The sequence below is a fragment of the Kangiella spongicola genome (genome assembly GCF_003194565.2).
GTDB lineage: Bacteria > Pseudomonadota > Gammaproteobacteria > Enterobacterales > Kangiellaceae > Kangiella > Kangiella spongicola.
On sequence record NZ_QICH01000003.1, the window covers coordinates 271,070 to 288,015 of the forward strand.

At 43.1% G+C, this 16,946-nt stretch carries 16 protein-coding genes and 1 tRNA gene; 5 read left to right on the forward strand and 12 right to left on the reverse strand.

Annotated features, from left to right (window positions below; all coding sequences use genetic code 11):
* Nucleotides 1–5 precede the first annotated feature (5 nt).
* A complete protein-coding gene (fghA, locus tag DL796_RS10120; RefSeq protein ID WP_110201590.1) occupies nucleotides 6–845 on the reverse strand; it encodes an S-formylglutathione hydrolase in 840 nt (279 codons plus the stop codon).
* A 25-nt stretch (nucleotides 846–870) separates the two neighbouring features.
* Nucleotides 871–1,995: an S-(hydroxymethyl)glutathione dehydrogenase/class III alcohol dehydrogenase gene (locus tag DL796_RS10125; RefSeq protein WP_110201591.1), complete on the reverse strand. Its 1,125-nt coding sequence runs from the start codon at nucleotides 1,993–1,995 to the stop codon at nucleotides 871–873.
* A 98-nt stretch (nucleotides 1,996–2,093) separates the two neighbouring features.
* On the opposite strand from DL796_RS10125, the gene DL796_RS10130 reads away from it, so the two are divergent.
* The 4 genes from DL796_RS10130 (at nucleotide 2,094) to DL796_RS10145 (ending at nucleotide 4,231) form a co-directional block, all read left to right on the forward strand.
* Entirely contained in the window at nucleotides 2,094–2,960 is an 867-nt protein-coding gene (locus DL796_RS10130) for a LysR substrate-binding domain-containing protein (protein WP_110201592.1), read from the forward strand.
* A gap of 58 nt (nucleotides 2,961–3,018) precedes the next feature.
* Nucleotides 3,019–3,094, forward strand: a tRNA-Arg gene (locus DL796_RS10135).
* Between the two features lie 78 nt (nucleotides 3,095–3,172).
* Nucleotides 3,173–3,850 carry a rhodanese-like domain-containing protein gene (locus DL796_RS10140; protein ID WP_110201593.1) on the forward strand — a complete coding sequence of 226 codons (678 nt, stop codon included), beginning with the start codon at nucleotides 3,173–3,175 and terminating at the stop codon, nucleotides 3,848–3,850.
* Nucleotides 3,851–3,859: 9 nt separating this feature from the next.
* On the forward strand, nucleotides 3,860–4,231 hold the full coding sequence (locus DL796_RS10145; protein WP_110201594.1) for a VOC family protein: 372 nt from the start codon (nucleotides 3,860–3,862) through the stop codon (nucleotides 4,229–4,231).
* An 84-nt stretch (nucleotides 4,232–4,315) separates the two neighbouring features.
* Here DL796_RS10145 and aguB read toward each other — a convergent pair whose 3' ends face one another.
* From aguB to speD, 5 genes are all read right to left on the reverse strand, one after another.
* Complete coding sequence (aguB, locus tag DL796_RS10150) at nucleotides 4,316–5,173, reverse strand: N-carbamoylputrescine amidase (RefSeq protein ID WP_110201595.1); 858 nt, start codon at nucleotides 5,171–5,173, stop codon at nucleotides 4,316–4,318.
* Nucleotides 5,174–5,196: 23 nt separating this feature from the next.
* Entirely contained in the window at nucleotides 5,197–6,240 is a 1,044-nt protein-coding gene (locus tag DL796_RS10155) for an agmatine deiminase family protein (protein ID WP_110201596.1), read from the reverse strand.
* 1 nt (nucleotide 6,241) lies between these two features.
* On the reverse strand, nucleotides 6,242–8,167 hold the full coding sequence (gene speA, locus DL796_RS10160) for a biosynthetic arginine decarboxylase (RefSeq protein ID WP_110201597.1): 1,926 nt from the start codon (nucleotides 8,165–8,167) through the stop codon (nucleotides 6,242–6,244).
* Nucleotides 8,168–8,360: 193 nt separating this feature from the next.
* Entirely contained in the window at nucleotides 8,361–9,209 is an 849-nt protein-coding gene (speE, locus tag DL796_RS10165) for a polyamine aminopropyltransferase (protein WP_110201598.1), read from the reverse strand.
* Nucleotides 9,210–9,241: 32 nt separating this feature from the next.
* Nucleotides 9,242–9,715: an adenosylmethionine decarboxylase gene (gene speD / locus DL796_RS10170; RefSeq protein ID WP_110201599.1), complete on the reverse strand. Its 474-nt coding sequence runs from the start codon at nucleotides 9,713–9,715 to the stop codon at nucleotides 9,242–9,244.
* 644 nt (nucleotides 9,716–10,359) lie between these two features.
* Here speD and DL796_RS10175 point away from each other — a divergent pair.
* Entirely contained in the window at nucleotides 10,360–11,589 is a 1,230-nt protein-coding gene (locus DL796_RS10175; RefSeq protein ID WP_110201600.1) for a hypothetical protein, read from the forward strand.
* Between the two features lie 123 nt (nucleotides 11,590–11,712).
* Here the strand turns inward: DL796_RS10175 and DL796_RS10180 are convergent, their stop codons facing one another.
* The 5 genes from DL796_RS10180 to DL796_RS10200 all read right to left on the reverse strand — a co-directional run bounded on the left by DL796_RS10180 (nucleotide 11,713) and on the right by DL796_RS10200 (nucleotide 16,925).
* Nucleotides 11,713–12,747 carry a Glu/Leu/Phe/Val family dehydrogenase gene (locus DL796_RS10180; protein WP_110201601.1) on the reverse strand — a complete coding sequence of 345 codons (1,035 nt, stop codon included), beginning with the start codon at nucleotides 12,745–12,747 and terminating at the stop codon, nucleotides 11,713–11,715.
* A 67-nt stretch (nucleotides 12,748–12,814) separates the two neighbouring features.
* Nucleotides 12,815–14,335 (reverse strand): L-piperidine-6-carboxylate dehydrogenase, encoded by a 1,521-nt coding sequence (gene amaB, locus DL796_RS10185; RefSeq protein ID WP_110201602.1) that lies wholly within the window; start codon nucleotides 14,333–14,335, stop codon nucleotides 12,815–12,817.
* Between the two features lie 383 nt (nucleotides 14,336–14,718).
* The gene (locus DL796_RS10190) at nucleotides 14,719–14,958 is read right to left on the reverse strand and encodes an EF-hand domain-containing protein (RefSeq protein ID WP_110201603.1); all 240 of its coding nucleotides are present in this window, start codon (nucleotides 14,956–14,958) and stop codon (nucleotides 14,719–14,721) included.
* 26 nt (nucleotides 14,959–14,984) lie between these two features.
* Complete coding sequence (locus DL796_RS10195; RefSeq protein WP_110201604.1) at nucleotides 14,985–16,124, reverse strand: saccharopine dehydrogenase family protein; 1,140 nt, start codon at nucleotides 16,122–16,124, stop codon at nucleotides 14,985–14,987.
* Between the two features lie 27 nt (nucleotides 16,125–16,151).
* Entirely contained in the window at nucleotides 16,152–16,925 is a 774-nt protein-coding gene (locus tag DL796_RS10200; protein ID WP_110201605.1) for a CsiV family protein, read from the reverse strand.
* Nucleotides 16,926–16,946: the final 21 nt, after the last annotated feature.

Below are 16,946 nucleotides of genomic sequence, written 5' to 3' on the forward strand. Positions count from 1 at the left end.
AAGAGTTATGAAGACAAGTGCTTACTATGAAACTCTAAATGGTCTTCAATAAAACTACTAATGAAGTAGTAGCTGTGGTCGTACCCTTCGTGCTCACGATAGGTTAATGGGTAGTCCTTTTCTGTAGCTACTGCGACAAAATTTTGGGGCTTTAATTGCTCAGCTAGGAAGTTGTCTGACAACCCTTGGTCAATGAGAAGAGGGAGCTTAACATCACTCTTTTTAAGGAGTTCAGTCGAGTCATACTCTTTCCATAAGGCTTTATCGGTACCTAGGTAAGCTGTAAATGCTTTTTCGCCCCAAGGGCTTTTTACAGGATTCACTATCGGACTAAAGGCCGATACCGATGTATATTTCCCTGGGCTGCGTAAAGCCATCATGATGGCGCCATGGCCACCCATTGAGTGTCCAGATATTGCCCACTTATCGCTAACTGGGAATGTTTGCTTAATAAGCTCCGGCAATTCATCATTGATGTAGTCGTACATACGATAATGCTTGTCCCAAGGGGCTTGAGTGGCATTGATATAAAATCCAGCGCCTTGCCCTAAGTCATAAGCATCATCGTTAGCTACATCATCACCACGCGGACTTGTGTCAGGTGCTACGATAGCGACGCCAAGCTCGGCAGCCATTTTATGGGCGCCGGCTTTTTGCATGAAGTTTTCGTCGGTGCAGGTCAAGCCTGATAGCCAGTATAAAACTGGCACAGGGTTTGACTCACTTGCTTGAGGTGGTAAATAGATAGCAAACTGCATAGCGCAACCGAGCGATTTGGACTGATGGCTATATTGTTTATGCCAGCCACCAAATGATTTATTGGCGCTCACATTTTCAAGATTCATAAATATCTCCTAAGTGAAAACTATCTTAATAGTGAATAACAGTACGGATGCTTTTTCCTTCGTGCATCAGATCAAAGGCTTCGTTAATGTCTTCTAACTTCATGGTGTGTGTAATGAAGTCATTCAATTTAAACTCACCCTTCATATAACGCTCGACGTATTCAGGAAGCTCTGAGCGTCCTTTTACGCCACCAAACGCAGAACCTTTCCAAACGCGACCGGTGACTAGCTGGAATGGACGGGTAGAGATTTCTTGACCAGCGCCTGCAACACCAATAATGATCGATTCGCCCCAGCCTTTATGGCAACACTCTAGCGCTGAGCGCATTAAGTTAACGTTACCAACACATTCGAACGAATAGTCGACGCCACCATCGGTTAGCTCAACGATAACCTCTTGGATTGGCTTATCGTAGTCTTTTGGATTAATAAAATCTGTCGCACCAAGCTTTTTGGCTAGGTCAAACTTGCTTTCGTTAATATCAATCGCAATGATTCGTGATGCTTTAGCCATTGTCGCACCAATAATTGCTGATAGGCCGATACCACCTAGACCGAAGATAGCGACGGTTGCGCCTTCTTCAACTTTAGCTGTATTCATCACTGCGCCCATACCAGTTGTTACGCCGCAACCTAGTAAGCAAACTTCTTCTAGAGGCGCTTCTTTATTAACTTTGGCTAGTGAGATTTCTGGTAATACTGTGTACTCTGAGAATGTTGAGCAGCCCATATAGTGGTAAATTGGTTTACCGTCTTTGTAGAAGCGAGTTGTTCCGTCTGGCATCAAGCCCTTGCCTTGTGTTTCGCGGATTTTCTGACATAGGTTGGTCTTGCCCGAAAGACAGAACTTACATTCGCCACACTCGGGTGTGTAAAGTGGAATCACATGATCACCAACTTCAACGCTGGTTACGCCTTCGCCTACCTGTTCGACAATACCGCCACCTTCGTGGCCTAGAATACTTGGGAATACGCCTTCAGGATCATCGCCTGATAGAGTAAAAGCATCGGTATGACATACGCCTGTAGCTGTAATGCGAACTAAAACTTCGCCAGCTTTCGGCAACATAACATCAACTTCTTCGATGGATAATGGTTTGCCGGCTTCCCAGGCAACGGCTGCTTTTGATTTAATAAATTCTTGTGACATGAGAGTCTCCTCTTGTTTAACGATGGCACTATTATATTTATTTATTAAATAATGATAATATCTAATTTGACAATTCACTATTACTATATGGTAACAATGTGCAGTGGCAGGGCGTTAATGAGTTTGTGGCGGTAGCGGAGGAGGGAAGCTTTACAGCAGCTGCGAAAAAGCTCGATTTATCGACGGCACAAGTAAGCCGACAAATAAGCCAGCTCGAAAGTCGTTTAGGGGTAAAGCTACTTTATAGAACGACTCGAACGGTGACTATTACCCAAGAAGGAAGTATCTATTATCAGCATTGCCGTGCGGTGCTTGATGGTTTGCAACATGCCGAAGATGAGTTGCTAAACCTGCAAAGCAAGCCACAAGGTAAAATCAAGCTGACCGCGACGGTAACTTATGGCGAACAGATTGTCTTACCCTTAATAAATAAGTTTGTCATGCGCTACCCAGATATTGAGGTAGAAGCTTACCTGACCAACAAAAGGGTTGATTTAGTCGAAGAGAATTACGATCTTGCCATTCGGATTGGCGATTTAGAAGATTCTACCATGATGGCGCGTAAACTGAGCAAGCGTTCGAATTATGTATGCGCAGCACCAGAATACTTACATAAATACGGTACGCCACATACGATTTCAGAACTTTCTAATCATAACTGCCTTCTGGGGACTCTCGATCACTGGCGTTTCGTCGTGGAAGGAAGGGAGAAGAGTGTTAAAGTAAAAGGTAATTTACGCTACAACAGTGGCTTTGGCTTAACGCAAGCCGCGCTCAATGGTATTGGAATCGTACAGCTGCCTGATTACTATACGCAAGACTACATCACCCAAGGTTTATTGGTTCCCTTGCTTGAAAGCTATCGAATTCCAGTTGAGGGGATTTGGGCGGTTTATCCACAAAACCGTTTTATGTCGCCGAAACTCAGAGTATTGATCGACTTTTTGGTAGAAAATATTCAATGACTTGTTTTTTTTTTATCGGCAATACTTATAATTAATCCAATCGAAAATACTGACTTTTGTCCCCATCGATTAACTGGATAAATCATGGGCCTCCTAAGCCTAAGCTCCAGGTTCGAGTCCTGGTGGGGACGCCATTCCTTGCAATTTTTATTGTTAACGACAACAATGAATTTCTTATAGATGTATCAGCCAAGCGCTACAGGAGAGACATCATGTCCTTAAAGAAAGTTTTAATAATTACTGCATTAACCTTACTGACGATAGCATGTCGTGATGATGGGTTAGTAAAAGAGTCGACCGACTTACCGAAAGACTTTACTCTGCAAGCAGGTGAAAAAATTCTTATTAATGACGTTGAGTTTCAATTTGAGCGTGTAAAGCAAGATTCTCGCTGCCCAAAGGGTGCTGAATGTATTCATCAGGGTAATGTTGATGTTGTGGTCAACTACACGTTAAAGAACACGCCTGTCCAAAAAGTGCTGAGTCTTGGTCCTGATGCAACTGATACACTTGTTGTCGAAAATATGATCTTTAAGTTAGGTTATTTAAAGCCATATCCAGCGGTCAATCAAAAGATAGATCCTGATGGTTACACAGCGCATTTTATAGCGTTTACAAGAGGTGATTTTAAGGCGGCAACAGTGGTGGATGTGCGCACGGACGAAGAGTTTAAGACTGGTCACTACATTGATGCAGTCCATATGCCATTTGATGAAATTCCGAGTAGGGCTTCTGAGTTAGAGGTTGATAAAGATGAACTAGTAGTTGTTTATTGTCGTAGCGGTAATCGCGCTGCTAAAGCGAAAGCGAGCCTTGAAAAACTAGGATATACCAACGTCATTAACGCTGTCGATCAAAGTGTTACCGAAAGTCTAATGAGTAATGAATAAGGGCGGCTTATGGGAAAGGTAGTTGGAGTTGGCGGCATTTTCTTTAAATCGAAAAACCGTGATGAATTAGGGCGCTGGTATCGAGATACGTTAGGTTTTAATATCGATCCGAGTTATGGAGGTTCGCACTTTTTACAAGTAGATGCGCCTAAGAACGCCTGTACTGTCTGGGGACCTTTTAAAGACGATACGGATTACTTTGAGCCCTCTAAAAAGGAGTTTATGGTGAACTTTATTGTTGATGATATTCAGCAATGCTTAAAGCAAGTTGAAGTGGCTGGTGGTACTTTGGTCGGGGAAGCTTGTGAGGATGAAATGGGCACCTTTGCTTGGTTTTTAGATCCTGAAGGTAACAAAATCGAGCTGTGGCAATTAAAATAATCTTAAGCTCAATAGCCTTGATGCCCAGATTAAAGAGCCATGCTTTATCAGTATGGCTCTTGTGTTTACATCAAACTGTTTATCCTAAAGTTGAGTAATTCGCTGATAGTGATCTGGGCGACGATCTCTAAACAAGCCCCAACTAGCTCTTTGCTTTGCAAGCAGATCTAAGTCGAATTCCTGCGTAATAACGCCTTTGGACGTCTTGTCCATTTCTTTGACCTTTTCACCAAAATTATCCGTGATAAATGACGAGCCATAGAAACTAATCTCACAGCTTTCGCCTTGCTCAGTTCCAATTCGATTCGAGGCGATTACCGGTACCATGTTAGCACCACTGTGACCCTGCATCACTCTTTGCCAATGGCGGCGTGAGTCCCAGTTTGGATCTTGCGGCTCTGTGCCAATTGCTGTGGGATAAAAAATCACCTCAGCGCCCTGTAACGCAAGGATTCTAGCCGTTTCAGGGAACCATTGATCCCAGCAGATAGCTGCGCCAAAAGTTCCATATTGTGTTTGCCACACCTTAAAGCCTGTATCACCTGGGCTAAAGTAAAACTTTTCTTGATAGCCTGGGCCATCTGGGATGTGCATTTTGCGGTAGTTATCTAGTACGGTTCCGTCAGCGTCAATCATGGCAAGCGAATTGAAGTGAGCATTGCCAGACTTCTCAAAGTAACTGATCGGAAGTACTACCTTTAATTCTTTAGCAAGTGCTGAAAAGTGCTGTAACACTTTGCTTGTGTCGTAAGGTTCGGCCCAGTCGAAATATTTTGGGTCTTGATCTTTGCACCAATAATAGCCGGCAAATAGTTCCTGTAGCAGTATTGCTTGAGCGCCTTCAGCCGCCGCTTCTCTAACCAGAGATTCGCCAAGACTTAAGTTTTCATCAAAATCACTGCTCACAGCAAACTGTGTCGCGGAAAAGGTTACGTTTCTCATCTCTTTATCTCACTTTACCAACTTTAGATTAGCGGTTGTTGCATGGTAATGCAGTGTATTCCGCCACCGCCAACGAGGATTTCGTTTGCATCTATTTGCTTCACTTGTCTAGAAGGGTATAAATCCTTCATTACCGAAAAGGCTTGCTCATCTTGCTTACAGCCGAACGAAGGAAGCACAACTATGTCATTAGCAATGTAATAGTTTATGTACGACAGGGGCACGCGAACGCCATCGCTATAACGCGGTTCTGGCTCAGCAATTTCAATAAGCTCAAAGCCAACATCTTTGATGATGGCTTTATTATCGCCATAAATACTGTAGTTTTCGCTATGAGTATCTGCTGTAGACTGAGTAATGATGGTTTTCTCATCCACAAAACAAGCAATATTGTCGATGTGCCCATCAGTATCTAGATCGCCAGCTAAACCATTTTTAAGCCAGATAACTTCCTTTGCACCAAAGGCTTGTAGCAAACGCTGTTCGATAGTGTTCTTATCGAGCCTTGGGTTACGATTTTGATGAAGCAGACATTCTTCTGTGGTCAGTAGCGTACCGGCACCATTACCATGAATTGCGCCACCTTCAAGCACAAAGTCATGTGCTTCACGTTTCGTTTGGCTCAGCTGAGTTATATGCTCTGCGACTTTTGCATCATGTGCGTAAGGGGTAAATTTATTACCCCAAGCGTTAAACAGAAAGTCGAGAGCTAAAGGCTTGCTAGAAGAGTTTTCACCCTCGTTCAAAGTTTCTTTCACCAAACTTTCTTCCACCAAACTTTCCTTAACCCACAGCGGAGCTATGTCGCGGGCCCAGCTATCGTCAAGCGCATAAAAGTGTAGCTCAATGTCTGAACTTAACAGCTTCTGCGCGACGGACGCATCTTCAGCTCTTATCAACATATGAACTGGCTCGAACTCAGAAATAGTATTGGCAACTTCAGCAAAAGCGCGCTGAGCTTTTTCGATACCATGAGTCCAAATTTCTTGGCGACAGGGCCAAGCCATCCAAGTTGCTTTATGTGGTTCCCACTCGGCAGGCCAGCGACGGTTTGATAGATTATTCATATCACTCTTCTAAATAACTGTAGCCATAAATACCTTCTCTTAACTCAGCAAGGTATTGGCGTTGTTGGGTTAACTCTAGGCCACTGTTTTTCAGCTGGCGACGGTACGACTCTAGTAAAGACTTGGCATCAAAGTCAACATAATCCAAGAGTTCGTCCACACCAGCGCCATAATTGGTGCCATTGATATCGAGTTCTCCAGCCTGGTTAAGACTTAAGTCGATAGTGTGAGTATCGCCAAATAAGTTATGCATATCGCCAAGGATTTCTTGATAAGCCCCGACCAAGAAGAAACCTAAAAGGTACTCTTCACCATGCTGGTATTGCGGTAACTGGATGGTCGAGGTAATACCATGATTGTTAACATATTGCTCCAATAGCCCGTCGCTATCGCAGGTTATGTCCTGAATAATAGCACTTTCCGTAGGCTCTTGATCTAAACCCTTTAGAGGCATCACCGGGAAAATTTGATCTATTGCCCAAGCATCCGGTAAGGATTGGAAAATAGAGAAGTTCACAAAATACTTGCTCGCCAACTGCTCATTCAAGTTCGCTAAAATGCTTTCTTGCTCCAAAGTTTCAGGTATTAGCTTTTGTTTGATCGTTAACAATATCTGGCGATGCAAACGTTCGGCAACAGCGCGCTCGGCAAGGCTCAGCACTTGGTGGCTAAACATACCTTGAGCTTCATTGAGGTAATAGCCAGTATCGTGCAAGGCCTGAATGAGCTTAGCGTTATCCGCGTCTTGAATGTCTTGATAAATATTCCAGAAGTTCTGCAAAATAGCAGAGGCGTTCTCTTCAGGCTGCTCCACCTTGTGCTGAACCGGTGACTCAGAATCAATCACATTAGCGATCAACACCGCATGATGTGCCGTTAAAGCGCGACCTGATTCAGTAATAATGTTGGGGTGTGGTAAATCACTGGACTCGGCAATTTCATGGAAAGCATTAACCACGTTATAAGCATACTCTTCAAGCGTGTAGTTCATCGAGCAGTGGCTTTGGCTGTGTGTACCTTCATAGTCAACGCCAAGACCGCCACCAACGTCCACGGTCGTGATAGGAACGCCCAGTGTGTGCAATTCAGCATAAAAACGTGCGCATTCTTTTAGTGCGTTACGAATATCCTGAATAGAGGTGATTTGTGAGCCTAGGTGGAAGTGTAGCAGCTGGAAAATATCCAACTGATCTTGCTCTTGTAAAATTTCGACTAAGCGCAGAATCTGGCTAGCCGATAACCCAAATTTAGAATGCTCGCCGCCGGAAGTTTGCCACTTGGATTCACCCTTAGAAGCTAAACGCGCTCTAACGCCGATGGATGGTTTGATGCCCATTTGTTTGGCTTCATCAAGCAACAGCTCAAGCTCAGAAAGCTTTTCAATGACGATATAAACCTTATGGCCTAACTGCGTGCCAATAAGCGCCGAGCGCAAGTATTCGCGGTCTTTATAGCCGTTACAGACGATTGTTGAGTTAGTGTCCTCAGACATAGCCAGAACCGCCATAAGCTCAGGCTTACTGCCGGCTTCTAACCCAATTTGTTTATGTTCTTTATCGATTTTGGCTTGGCTTTTGACGATGCCTTCAACTACACGACGCTGTTGATTAACCTTAATCGGGTAACAGACGGTGTATTTGCTCTGATAGTCGAGCTCTGTGATGGCTTGGTTAAAAGCTTGGCATAAACTATTTACACGGTGATGCAAAATATCACCAAAGCGAAGTAGGGCAGGTAGTTGAAACCCGCGTTTTTGTACTTCTTTGCAGACTGATGATAACGAAAAAGACAAGTCTGGGCGGTCCTTATCAGGAGACACCGTTAACTCACCTTTATTATTAAGGTCGAAAAAACCATCGCTCCAATAAGCAAGGTTATAGAATGAGCGCGCTTGCTCAATTGACCAATCGTTTGTTGTAACAGTCATTACTGTTCTATCTCCAATCAATGCTAGCCTAGTATTAGGACCAGCTATGAATCAGTAGGTTAGTATAAAGGCAATCCAGTCTTTTAAACAGGGTAGCCGAATTTTTCATTTTGCTCGACAAGTTGCTCGACATCGAGGCACAAAAAAGGCGGTGCTTATTAGCCCGCCTTGGATTGTCCGTTCGTATGAAGGTTTACTTTAAAGCATCAACCACATACTGGGGTAGCGCAAAGCTGGCGACATGAAGCTCAGGCGTGTAATACCTGGTCTTGATGTTGCTCTTCGTAAATCGCTCGCGAATCTCTTGCGCAGACTGTTGGCGCAGTGATTCATCATCAGTTCCCCACGCTAATGTCATAATGCCGCCGATATAGGTTGGCACTGGAGCGCTGTAGAACCAGCGATCCGCGAACAAGCCTTCGAAACGTTTATAAGTGGTAACAACTTCATCGATTTGCATAAAGCTTACGCCGTTTTGAGTGGCTAGGATACCACCATCAGTAAGGCTGTTTTTGCAGCCCTCATAAAAACGTGAGCTGAACAGCACTTCACCAGGACCTTCTGGATCAGTTGAGTCCGAAATAATTACATCGAATTTGTCGCTGTTGTTGACGATAAATTCCACGCCATCATTAATCACAAGATTTACGCGCGAATCATCGAAGGCACCGTCCGAATGAGCAGGAAAGTGCTTTTTGCACATATCGACCACGGCTTGATCAATCTCAACCATAGTTACATGCTCAACTTCAGGGTGACGCAGAACTTCGCGCAGGATACCGCCATCACCACCACCAATAATTAAAACACGCTTAGCATTGCCATGGGCGAATAAAGGCACATGCGCCAGCATTTCATGGTAAATGAATTCGTCTTTTTCAGTGGTTTGGATAACACCATCTAAAGCCATAACGCGACCGAACTGCTCATTATTAAAGATGATCAGGTGTTGGTGGTCGGTTTTGCTTTCAAACAAAATCTCATCGATGACAAAACTTTGGCCATAAGTTTTGTAAAGCGTTTCTATAAAACGTTTGCTCATTGTCTTATTTAATATCTCTTAGCTTGGCTTTGTTAATTGTGAACTTCACCGCGCAAAATTTCTTTTACCGATAACTCCGATGGTAAAAAAGCTTTGCGTAGGATTTCAGCGGCTTTATGCGGTTCAGCATCACCGCACATGAAAACATCAAACGCAGCATAGTCGCGTTCAGGCCAAGTGTGGACACTTATGTGAGATTCTGCAAGTACAGCAACACCAGAAATGCCACCGTTAGGCGTAAAATGGTGCATGTGGATATGGAGCAGGGTAGCGCCGCATTCGGTCACAGCTTCACGAAAGGCTTGCTCCATAACCTGTAAATTATCAAGTTTAGAGGCGCCCCATAAATCTATGATTAGGTGCGTACCGGCAAACTGCTTGCCATCACGTTGTATGAAATGATCGTTTCGCTCATCGTTCTCATTGACGTTCTTAAAAGAAGGCCACTGAGTGTCTGTTGCGTCAGTAGGATCAATCTCTTGGTTATAGTCGAAGTCTTTATACACTTCTGTAATCTCCTATTTATTTGGGAGCCATAAGCAAGTTAGAGCCAAAATTGATAGTGAAAGCTCTAAATTTATAAACTCTGGGGGCGTAACGATAGAAACTTCCCAGACCTACTGAGCAGGCTAAAATATAATAAATTCAAGTAGTTATCATATAATCTGTTTTAATTAATCAAACTCAATAAAAACAGCTTTAACCAGCACAATTTAGACTGTGCTTTATACGCTTTTTTGCTCAAATTGCAATACTTTTTCGTACTTTTTTGTATGAAAAACAATCAAAACTTATTTGGGATTAGTCTTGAAAGTGATTGTTGGTGATTTTCTCCAATAACAGGCAAGCTCAAAAAAACGTTAAATAAACTAGCCATGAACATTCGTTTGAGATATATTTCGTTTTTGCGCAAAAAGTGTCAGAGATTTTTACACCTTTTGTTGGCTTGCATAAAACATATTTAAAATTTAGTAAAAGATTAAGGCTTTATAAGATATTTGAATTCATATATGTTTAGCTAAATGTATCGATTTACTTCTCAAAGTAGCGCATTATTCAATAAATATCGCAAAAAATTATGTGAGGTAAATCATGGATTATGCAATAATGACTTGATAAATGCAGATTTGCTTTTTTAGTGGAGAGAACCGTGAGTAAGACATTATCTCGTAAAGAGTTATCACTTATAGGTCGTGAGGGAGAACGCATTAAGAATGGGTTAGCCAACCTTGTGGAGGACTTCCCAAATCATGCCAAAACCATTACGGGAATGTCGAAATGGTTAACGGCCAATAAATCGACCTGTCAGAGAATGGTTGAAACCATTAATAAGGCTGTGGATGGGCTTGAGGTTATTGAGAGCCTACCAGGGCCAGCAGGTTTAAAGGGCTTTATTGACCTTGCTCAAGAAAAGAGTATTAACCCGAAGCTAATTGAAGATGCTCGCTCTGCAGTTCAGCGCTTCGAAAATCTTATCTACGAATACTCTCGTAGCCATTCAGCCTTGAAGAAGCTAGTAAAAGAGTCTAGTTCCACAGGTTCAGAGGCTACTACGTCTAAGAAAGATGCACGTCAAGCTTTGTATGAAGCTGCCAAGTTGGTTACGGGCGAGTCGATGGAGAGCTCATTTTTTGCCTGCATCATTAAAGAAAGCCAACAAAACGCCAAATACCTTCAGCAGTTCACGCTCAGCTACTATGAAGGCTGTCAAACTACTGAAAACTCAAGACCGATTATGGTTCCAATCGTGCCAGGCGAAGACTCAATAGAGGTAAATAAGCCAGAATTAGTGTCGAATACGGATCAGCTTGGCGACAGTTTGAGCTCTGTTTCTGTGATCAAAGAATTGACCAGTCCGTCTATTTCTAACCGAATAAATGATTTCACCAAGGGCGATAACTGGATGGTGGTTCCAACAGAAAATGCTGGTAATGAAGAGCAGAATATTGGGGTCATCAAAAATTACCCTCAAGAGCAATTAGGACCATTCCATGGCGGCAAGAACGCCAGTTGTGTGGGCGCTCATACGCGTTACCCAACAAAGTCTTTATATCTAGTGTGCTTCTTGGACAAAAAGTACGCCATGCGTAGTGTGGCTAATGCCGGTATTTATTCAAGTGGTGCCCAGCTTAGCAATATTATTACAAGTCCAGATTCTCTGTGGTTCGATCGTTTCCATGACGAAGCTGATTTAGGACTTTGTGGTCCTCACGAAGACTTCAGTGAAAAGCTTGGTTATCCAATGGCTAATGAATTGGTCGATGATCTATTCTCAATGTCAAAGTGTAGCAGAGATGACTATACCTGCTTCTTGATGAAGGTGGATTTCCCAGTTTGGTCAACCGCCTATCGTATCTACTTCCAGTATGCGATAGATTAAGAGGCTGGACTTTCTTGGTGGAAGTTTTTGATAAAGCTTCCACCGAGTTAAGTTGTTCTAATCAGCGATTAACAAGCACAAAAAAGCGAGCATAGAGCTCGCTTTTTTATTGCCTACTAAGGCTTATTTCTTAGCGTCTGCAACACGTTTACGTGCTAATTCATCAGCAATAACGTTAGTTGGACGGCCTTCAGCTTTAGAAGCGTCGAAAACTTCGGTTAAAGTGCCGTAGATTTCGTCTACTTTCTTAAGCGCTGCATCACGGTTGTAGTTCTCTTCGAACGACACGTTGATGATACCACCAGCGTTAATAACGTAATCAGGTGCGTACAAAATACCTTTTTCCATAAGAATATCGCCGTGGCGATCTTCTGCTAACTGGTTGTTAGCTGCGCCAGCAATCACTGAGGCACGGATTTTAGGAATTGTATTGTCATTGATGGTTGCGCCAAGTGCACATGGAGCATAAACATCAACGTCTTGGTGATAAATTTCGTCAGTATCAACAGCTGTTGCACCAAACTCGTCAACCACGCGATCAACACTTTCTTTGTTGATATCAGTAACGATAAGTTTTGCACCTTGCTCGTGAAGATGACGGCATAGGTAGTAACCTACGTGACCTAGACCTTGAACAGACACTTTTAAGCCATCTAAGTCGCTACGACCTAGGCGGTGGTTTACAGCCGCTCTAAGGCCAGTAAAAACACCGTAAGCAGTTACTGGAGAAGGGTCGCCAGACTTGCCTTCAAGACCAAGAACGTGATCAGTTTCTTTGTTCACGATAGCCATATCTTGCGGGTTGATACCGACATCTTCAGCAGTGATGTATTTACCGCTTAATTTGTCAACGAAGCGACCGAAGGCACGGAATAACTCTTCAGACTTCATAGTCTTAGAGTTACCGATGATGACCGATTTACCGCCACCCATTTTTAGGCCAGCCATAGCATTTTTATAAGTCATGCCTCGGGATAGACGAAGTGCGTCAATTAAAGCGCCTTCATCTGAATTGTAGTCCCACATACGACAGCCACCAACGGCTGGTCCTAGGTTTGTGTTGTGCACACAAATAATTGCTTTAAGTCCGGACTCTACGTCTCGGCAAAATACGATTTGTTCGTGATCATCATAAGCACGAAGGTTAAAAACCGCCATATAAAACTCCTATTAAAAGGAAAACAACAAAAGCCACAACTCATGGTGTGGCATCAATAAAAATCAATTAGCCCAGATCGAACTTTATGCCCTGGGCGAGTACTGGAGTTTCACCCCAGAAAATAGTATTCGTTTGACGTCGCATGTACGCTTTCCAAGCATCTGAGCCTGCTTCACGTCCGCCGCCAGTGTCTTTTTCACCACCGAATGCACCGCCAATCTCAGCACCAGAAGTGCCTATGTTGACGTTAGCAATACCACAATCAGAGCCTATGGCTGACAGGAACCGCTCGGCATTTTTTATATCGCTAGTGAATATTGCTGATGATAGACCCGCTTTAGAGTGATTTTGCATCGCAATTGCTTCATCAATCGTGTCAAAGGTCATCACATACAAAATTGGGGCGAAGGTTTCAGTTTGAACGATGTCCCAATGATTTTCTGCACGAATAAAAGTAGGCTCAACAAAGTGGCCTGCGCCTTCTTTACGGTTACCACCAGCCAGTATTTCGCCACCAGCTTCTTTGGCTTTAGCTACCGTATGCTCAAAATTTTTCACTGCCTGCTCGTCGATAAGAGGGCCCATCAAGGTATCGTTATCGAGCGGGTTGCCAATCTTAACCTGCTTGTAAGCTTTAGCGATGGCCGAAATGACTTCGTCGGCTACGTTTTTATGGACAATTAAGCGTCGCGTGGATGTACAGCGTTGCCCAGCGGTTCCAACTGCACCGAATACCACAGCAGGAACGGCTAAGTCTAAATCGGCCGATTCATCGAGAATCAGAGCATTGTTGCCCGATAGCTCAAGAAGGGACTTACCCATTCGTTCTGCGACCTTCATGCCAACCATACGGCCGATTTCGCTAGAACCAGTGAATGACATCTTCTTAACACGCTTATCTTCTATAAACTTCTGTGATAAAGCGTTTTCTTCGGTATCTATAAATAGACAGAAGATACCCTTGTAACCGTTTTTCTCTAAAACTTTGTTGCAGATATTCTGTACTGCAATAGCGGCTAATGGCGTCTTTGGTGATGGTTTCCATACCACCGTATTTCCACAAACAGCAGCGACAAATGCATTCCATGACCAAACCGCGACAGGGAAGTTAAAAGCGGAAATAACGCCTGTAACACCCAGCGGGTGCCATTGCTCATACATTCTGTGCTCAGGGCGTTCAGAGTGCATGGTTTTGCCGTAAAGCATACGCGATTGACCGACTGCGAAGTCAGCCATATCAATCATTTCTTGAACTTCACCATCGCCTTCGGCTTTGATCTTGCCCATTTCGGCACTGACCAAACTTCCTAAGGCATCTTTATGCTGACGTAAAGCTTCTGCCATTTGGCGAACTAATTCACCTCTGACTGGGGCAGGGACCATACGCCATTCAGCAAAAGCTTTTTCAGCTTGCTGCATGACGAGGTTGTAATCTTCTTCAGACGTAGCATTTACTTTAGCTATTAATTCGCCTGTGGCAGGGTTGATTGATTCAATCACACCTGCATCTTGAGTATCGGTATAACCCTGGCCCCAACTCGCAGATTGGTTGACCGCTTTAATACCTAACTCTTGTAAGAATTCCATAAAGTCCCCTGACTTAAATTAAACCGATTAGCAAGAATTGTATCTTCTTGTATCTCAATTTTGCGGAGCAACCTTACCACTCAAGACCCATTTCCGCCAGTAAATTTTAGGCTCGTTGATTAAAGTTTGTACAAGTTTAGAGCTGGTCGGACAAGTTTGAAAAGATATCTCTATAGATTAGATGCTATTCATTAGTAAATATTATTAAAATAAAACTTTTGCATCGAGATAAGTCCGTAATGCTAGGGCGGTGTAGTCGGACCGAAAAGTCCCAATAAATTAGAGGAAGTTATTACAGTATTGTTTGTTCTATTGTGCTTTAGGGCGAAGTGGGTTTGTAAATGGCTCTATATTAGAGCCACAGTAAGAGAAAAGAGGGCGTCCTAATATTCCCACCAGCAGGTTTTCCACCATTCAAGAAATTCATCAAACTCAATATAGCCGCTACCGTCAGTGTCTATCAGCGAGAATCCTTTTTGAGCTTGTTCTTGAGTAGATTCAGGTGACAAAACTCTCAATAATTCTGCAAACTCTTCAACATCGATAGCACCGTTGTTATCGCGGTCGAAAAAATTGAAATGTTCTTTTACGGCTTCAATTTGTTTATCGTTTAGTGCTTTCATAAAGCTCCTTTGTGCTTTAGTGGTGATTAGTCCAAGTTGTTCACTTCTAGGCGGTAGCGGACTTTGCGTTCTTCCATATAGTCGATAACCGTTTTACAACAATCTGTATGGCCGCCGATATGCTCTGGCGCATAGACTCCGACCTTGTCAAATTTTTGCTTAAGGATCAAGTTAGCGACCGCATTAGCAGCAAAGCCAGTTGTTCGCGCCATCGAAGTTTCTTCTTTAATGGTGTCGTACTCATCGAAAAGATCGTAAATAAACTCTTTGCGTTTGCCGTTTTCAAGACCACTAATTCTTACTCGCATGATAGTGTACTCAGGCTCTTTACGCTTTAACTTCCATTCATTAATAAGCACTTTAGATGTGAACTCTAAAGGACTGATTTCCATACCATTTACGGTTACTGGCTCGGTATCAAAAAAGCCACTTTGTTTCAGTGTTCGAATAGCTTCCACATGACCCGGGTAGCGCAGTGTTTTCTCTTTCATATTCGGAATATGATTCATGGTATAAATCAAACTGCGTAAACCATCCGTGTTAAAAGCTTCTAGCGTACCAACGCGATCAAAATCGATTAGCTCACGATCTGTAAGTGGTTCTTTTACCAGCTCACGTCCATTTTCAAAATAGTGTACAGGTCGCGTGTATTCAGCAATAACGTCGATAGGCGAGAAAGGAGCTTTGTACTCGAATGGCTTTGTACGGATTTTTGGGAGACCGCCGACATAACACTCGAAGTCAGTCACCTCAATTTTGGTATTGTGAAAACCAAGTAGAAGGTTATCCATACCCGGCGCAACACCACAGTCAATTACAGCTGTAACCTTGTGTTTTTTCGCAAGGTAATCCAGTTCGAGACAGTTTTCAGCGGCAAAAGAGATATCCACCACATTTTTACCAGACTCAATGATGTTTTTTAGAGTATTGAAGCCCAAGTGTCCTGGTACTGCTGAAATTACTAGATCGAAAGGCTCTAGTATTTCTTTTAACGCTTCACCATTAAGGGCATCAGCTTCAATGGTATCGATAGACGGTAAACGCTTTTTAAACAGTTTCAGTGTTTGTGTATTATTGTCGACAACCGATACTTCGTGTTTTTCGGACATATCTCGTGCGATAACACTACCGACCATACCGGCACCAAGTACAACAACATTACTCATACAGCTTCCTTTTAATTAATACGATAGTTAGTTTAAAGATTCTTGCTCTTCAAGGCTGGCTTGATAGGGCGTCACTTTAACCAAAAGTCCCATAGTCGGGTGATCGATATAATACAGCTTGCCCAACTTTACTTTAATTGTCTCTGACATTTCAAAAAAACCGCTCAGTTGATCTGGCATTTGTAAGTCTTGAACAGTAACTTCTTCTTTGGCGGCGTTGACGGCATCATTTTCTGTAGGGACTTGTTCGGATTCTGTTTCAAAAGGCAGATCTAATAGTTCTGCATCTTGGTTAGTGTCAATTGCTTCAGTCTCTGTACTCGGGCTGTCCGGAATTTCTTTATAACCAATAGTTCTGCTCTCTAGTAACAGCCCTTGATTTCGGCTCAAGCGTATTACGCCCTGAAAGCCCTCTAAACCTTCTTGTTCAGGCTGGTCTTGTAGACTAAAAGTTAGCCAAGGCGTTTCATTTTTATTTTTGAGTTCTTGACGCCAGCCGATATGTAGCAGGGGACGCATTTCTGGACTAGAGCGTAAGCGACGATAAACACCCTCAAGAGTTCTTTCGTTACGAGCTAATAGGGCATAGCCTTCGGGCAATAAGCTTTCTGAACCCGCTAATAGGTATTCGCTAACTTCAGTCTCATCCAGAGTAATGGGCTCTTGTTGCCCAGTAAAATGAAGATCGCCAATGCGTTTGAAGAATACCATTTCCACATCGAATACGGTTTGAGCCTTGAGGCTAACCGCCGAGAACGCAAGCAAAAAGGTTATAAGTAGTTGTATTAGTTTGTTTTTCATCAGTTTAAATAGTAGTTGTAT

What these genes read in the sequence shown, in the direction of transcription:
- DL796_RS10200 (WP_110201605.1), bottom strand. Translation starts at nt 16,925, where the DNA reads ATGAAAAACAAACTAATACAACTACTTATAACCTTTTTGCTTGCGTTC.
- DL796_RS10195 (WP_110201604.1), bottom strand. Translation starts at nt 16,124, where the DNA reads ATGAGTAATGTTGTTGTACTTGGTGCCGGTATGGTCGGTAGTGTTATC.
- amaB (WP_110201602.1), bottom strand. Translation starts at nt 14,335, where the DNA reads ATGGAATTCTTACAAGAGTTAGGTATTAAAGCGGTCAACCAATCTGCG.
- DL796_RS10190 (WP_110201603.1), bottom strand. Translation starts at nt 14,958, where the DNA reads ATGAAAGCACTAAACGATAAACAAATTGAAGCCGTAAAAGAACATTTC.
- DL796_RS10140 (WP_110201593.1), top strand. Translation starts at nt 3,173, where the DNA reads ATGTCCTTAAAGAAAGTTTTAATAATTACTGCATTAACCTTACTGACG.
- fghA (WP_110201590.1), bottom strand. Translation starts at nt 845, where the DNA reads ATGAATCTTGAAAATGTGAGCGCCAATAAATCATTTGGTGGCTGGCAT.
- speA (WP_110201597.1), bottom strand. Translation starts at nt 8,167, where the DNA reads ATGACTGTTACAACAAACGATTGGTCAATTGAGCAAGCGCGCTCATTC.
- DL796_RS10145 (WP_110201594.1), top strand. Translation starts at nt 3,860, where the DNA reads ATGGGAAAGGTAGTTGGAGTTGGCGGCATTTTCTTTAAATCGAAAAAC.
- DL796_RS10155 (WP_110201596.1), bottom strand. Translation starts at nt 6,240, where the DNA reads ATGAATAATCTATCAAACCGTCGCTGGCCTGCCGAGTGGGAACCACAT.
- DL796_RS10180 (WP_110201601.1), bottom strand. Translation starts at nt 12,747, where the DNA reads ATGGCGGTTTTTAACCTTCGTGCTTATGATGATCACGAACAAATCGTA.
- speE (WP_110201598.1), bottom strand. Translation starts at nt 9,209, where the DNA reads ATGAGCAAACGTTTTATAGAAACGCTTTACAAAACTTATGGCCAAAGT.
- DL796_RS10125 (WP_110201591.1), bottom strand. Translation starts at nt 1,995, where the DNA reads ATGTCACAAGAATTTATTAAATCAAAAGCAGCCGTTGCCTGGGAAGCC.
- aguB (WP_110201595.1), bottom strand. Translation starts at nt 5,173, where the DNA reads ATGAGAAACGTAACCTTTTCCGCGACACAGTTTGCTGTGAGCAGTGAT.